General features: G+C 58.4%; 2 protein-coding genes and 3 pseudogenes. 3 read left to right on the top strand and 2 right to left on the bottom strand.

What is annotated here, in order from left to right; all coding sequences use genetic code 11:
- Positions 1 to 490 precede the first annotated feature (490 nt).
- Positions 491 to 1,390, top strand: a complete 900-nt coding sequence (locus A1351_RS24175; RefSeq protein ID WP_198022881.1) for a class I SAM-dependent methyltransferase — start codon at positions 491 to 493, stop codon at positions 1,388 to 1,390.
- 186 nt (positions 1,391 to 1,576) lie between these two features.
- Here the strand turns inward: A1351_RS24175 and A1351_RS24980 are convergent.
- A pseudogene (locus tag A1351_RS24980) lies at positions 1,577 to 1,714 on the bottom strand (IS256 family transposase); the annotation flags it as partial.
- 31 nt (positions 1,715 to 1,745) lie between these two features.
- Positions 1,746 to 1,937, bottom strand: a pseudogene (locus A1351_RS24180) (IS3 family transposase); the annotation flags it as partial.
- Positions 1,938 to 2,369: 432 nt separating this feature from the next.
- On the opposite strand from A1351_RS24180, the gene A1351_RS22095 reads away from it, so the two are divergent.
- Together A1351_RS22095 and A1351_RS22100 are read left to right on the top strand one after the other, a co-directional pair.
- Positions 2,370 to 3,650: a hypothetical protein gene (locus tag A1351_RS22095; RefSeq protein ID WP_134188311.1), complete on the top strand. Its 1,281-nt coding sequence runs from the start codon at positions 2,370 to 2,372 to the stop codon at positions 3,648 to 3,650.
- Between the two features lie 80 nt (positions 3,651 to 3,730).
- Positions 3,731 to 4,002 (top strand): annotated as a pseudogene (locus tag A1351_RS22100) (transposase); the annotation flags it as partial.
- Positions 4,003 to 4,028: the final 26 nt, after the last annotated feature.

The raw sequence follows: 4,028 nt of genomic DNA on the forward strand, positions 1-4,028 counted from the left end.
TCCAGGTCGCAGGCTTCAACCTCGGCGTGCTGATGCGCGCCCTGACTGGCTGCGGATCGTCGAAGGAACTCATCGACCTCGCCAAAAAGGCCAAGCTGTTCGTCTTCAAACGGACGTCGTGATCGCCATTGTCGTCATCGCCGAATTCAACGGCGTACTGGCCATGCTCGCTGTCACCGGGCTGATAAGGGGTTAGTGTGCAACAGACGCTCCCAGAAGGAGCGTTACGCTGTCGCCTTCCATCAGAAAGACGAAATTGGCGCGCCCCGATTGAAACGGATCCGAACCGCTTCGATCACCATCGCCGGAGTTGCGCTCCTGCACAGGATCCCGAAAGGCAAGTTCAGACTCGGAAGTCTCGGCATCAACGAGAGCTGCGCCCTCGCTATCTGGAATGCCGGCTCGGTGGATAACCCAGCCGATACTGGCGCCGTTTCTCGCGCTTCATGAAATATTTGCACGAGAATATGGTAGAGATGGAAGACGCGCGATGCAAATGAAACATCCGACAAAGTCGCGTATAAGAGAGATGATCTCGTACTATCTGTCGAAAGTTCGCAGCGTGTCAAATCTTACCCAGAGCGCCGAACACGGAGCGCATTTGAGCGATCGCGACGAAAGCGAACTTATGAATGCGGTGAGCTTCCACGACGATCTCGCTGATGCCTGGGACGACAAATATCTTTCGGGAGGCTTCCAGCGACGCGTGGACTTCTTTCGACGAAAGATCGCGCCGGCGATTGCGCGGCCGGGCCGTTGGCTGGATGCTGGCTGCGGCAGCGGCTTTTTCTCGCGCCTCTTGGCTGATCGAGAGAGGCATTTTACAGGTCTCGACGCATCGACGCCAATGATAAACTCCGCCCGGCACCTCGCTAAGCGATACGGCCTTTCCGATTTGACGCAATTCGAAACGGTGGCGGACCTCGATCGACTCTCCTATGCAGATGGATATTTCGCGGGTTGCATATGCCTTAGCGTGATCGAATATCTCGATCGGCCATATCAGTGCCTGGATGAATTGGCGCGGGTCATCGAACCAGGTGGCTTTTTAATCGTTTCCGTGCCGCATGCGAATTCTCCGCTTCGATTCGCGCAACGCCTCGCGGATCGACGATTCCGATGGAGTGGCTCTGGAGCATGGAGCTATCTGTCCGTTTCGAAATTCGAGACCACCCCATCCGCACTCGACCAGGCCTTCTTTGAACGCGGCTTCAATGTCACAGAAATGTTCGAATTCGATCCTTTGATTCCGGCGCCACTGCTGCGTGTTTTCCCGCCGAGCCTCATATTCGCCATAGCAGTCAAGAATGGCGTGGCCATCTCAGAGCAAACCGTCGAGGGCGCCGGTCAGATGGAAACTCGGAGGGGGGGGGCCGTTCCCCGAAGGTAGCCGCCTGCGTGAAACGGTTCTGGTGCAAACGGCGTGACCGGGACATAATCGTTCCGAGGGCGGAACCGGACGCCGGGGTTATGGGCGGTGCTGAGCGTGGGGAGTGTCGCGGCAGCGATCGTGTCCCAGAGCGTGGTGTAGCTGGATCGAGGCGGACACTGGGATTTCCGGCTTTGGCCGGCAGGATCAGGCGGTCACAGCGGACAGCCTGACGATGGGATCATCGCTCAAAGACGCGATGGTTTCCAGCGTCATATAGCGACCGCGCTGCACGGCCCATTCATCGTTTGTCTCGAGCAGGATCGCGCCGACGAGATGAACCGCGCCGGGATCGCCGGAGGCCATTTCGTCTGAGTCACGCCGCGATGGCGGGCTCCTCGAGTTGCGCATAGTAGCGCGCTTCGGCTTCTACCGGCGGAATGTTTCCGATCGGCTCGAGCAGTCTGCGGTTGTTGAACCAGTCGATCCATTCGAGCGTGGCGAACTCGACCGCCTCGAAGCTTCGCCACGGCCCCTTTCGCCAGATCAGCTCGGCCTTGCCCCAGCCCCGCGATCATAGCCCCAACCGACCCGTGAGAAAAATTCGCGACAGAGCCGGATTATGTCCCGGTCACGCCGTTTGCACCGGAACCCCAGGGAGCCCTATGGATACGAACGGATAGATTTGTCGACACTCCAAGCGCTATGTCACTCCCCGTGCCGAAGGTACGCCTTTCGATCCTCCGTGGGCGGAGTGCTTACTCAACCATACTGCGGCAGCGTGGCAAAGACGGACACTAGATCGATGTGAACCCTGTGTCATCCGCGTTAGCGTATCGTTCCGGAGAGTAGCGCCAGCCACGGCGGCCGCTACAGTGACGAGGCCGAGGGAGCGCCTCGTCATCGTCGCCAAGGAACAGCTCGGAGCCGATAGACGGTCCCGCTCGTGCGGCAGTCGTGGGAGGTAGGTATGGGACTCGTTACATCAGGAATAGGCATCGTGACGGTCGTCCTGCTCATAGCAATCTTTGTCGTTTCCGCGGGAAGGTTCGTACTAGGAGCAATGTGCCTACCGAGCATGATGGCGCTGACCGCCATTACCTATTTCTTCGTCATGCCCGCTATCTCACTCTCGGGCAACAACGAAGCCCACTTCGGGATGGTTCTCACAACGCTTGAATGGCCGCATTTCGCAGTCCTATTGTATGCGTTGGGAGCTTACGCTGCCTGCGTAGCTGGACGCCGCGACCTAGCCGTCGATCCGGCGCGGCCTCGGTTGGTCGAGCGTCGGTCGAGTGATGCGGTTTTCTGGTTTCTCGCAGCGTCGGCAGCTGCAGGGATTGCAGTCACCGTGGCCTTGGGGCGCCTCAACCTCATGGCGGACGAGAATTATTCGGCGTCCATCACGGCGGATGTGAGCGATTTTTCCTTTCTCAATATGTCCTTCACGATGCTGTTACCGCTCACACTCGTCGTTCTTATTCGGGAGAATTTCAACGCGCGGTCACTTGTAGTCCTGGTAGTCGTATGCCTGATACTGCTGACAACGGGTTTCCGGACCCGGTTGATCTTCATGGGCTACACCGTGGCCGCGAGCTTCCTGCTCATGCGCCGTATCAAGATCAGGGTGAGTTACATTGTCGTCGGGACAATTGTCGGGATCCTCGGCGGCAACGCCATGGGCCAGGCCAGGACCTACGGCCAAGGCGTCGACCTCGCTAAGCTCGATGGCATGACCTGGACGGACATCCTGTTTTCGTTTGGCGGAGAGGTCGGGTCGCTTTATGCGTTTTCATTTACCGCCTCCAACCCGTTGCCCGAGCTCATTTTCGGCAAGCCGTGGATCGTGGGAATGGCGCGTCTCATTCCGAGCTTCATCTGGAAGGACAAGCCTGGGCCGGATTATCTAGCCCACTATTTGGGCGGATTCAGCACCGAGGGTGTCGAACAGGCCGGCGTCTCCGCGCCGCAGCATGTGGAAATGTTGCTGCAGTTCGGCTGGGTTGGACTGCCCATATTGGCATTTTTGTATTTCTGTCTCGCCATCCATCTCGTCCGTCGCCTCAACCACCTGGGACGAGAAGCCCGCATCGCCGGGTGCGCGCTCGTGCCGGTATTCTTCGGCTTCTACATGCAGACACGGGGATATTTCTTCCAGATTCTGGCGGACGGGCTGTTTACTTTCGGCCCATTGTTCCTTATGCATTTATGGGACAAGCGGTCCCTCGGTCGGCCAATCGCCCCCGCTTCAAGAACATTCACGTTCATTGGGCGCCTCTGAGTGTCGGTCCGAAGACAAGGTGAATCGGATGAATCGCTTGTGATTCAATAGAGGCGGCCTGATTCTCGCGGAGACCGCCGATGTGGACGAATGAAAACCGCGCACGATACGATCGTAGCAAATTGCGCTACCCGAGCGACGTGACGGACGCGGAATGGGCGTTTGTCGAGCCGCCGATCCCGCCTGCGAAACGCGGTGGCGGGAAGCGCACAATCGAGATGCGCGCGGTCGTGAATGGCTTGATGTTTGTGCTCTCGACCGGCGGCCAGTGGCGCGCGTCCCGAAGGATTTGCCGCTCAAGAGCACGGTCTACGGCTATTTCGATCTTTGGACCTACGACGGAACGCTCGATTGATGTGCCCCGAAGTTTCATCCAGC

The organism is Methylosinus sp. R-45379, from assembly GCF_001644125.1.
In the GTDB taxonomy this organism is placed as follows: Bacteria; Pseudomonadota; Alphaproteobacteria; order Rhizobiales; family Beijerinckiaceae; genus Methylosinus.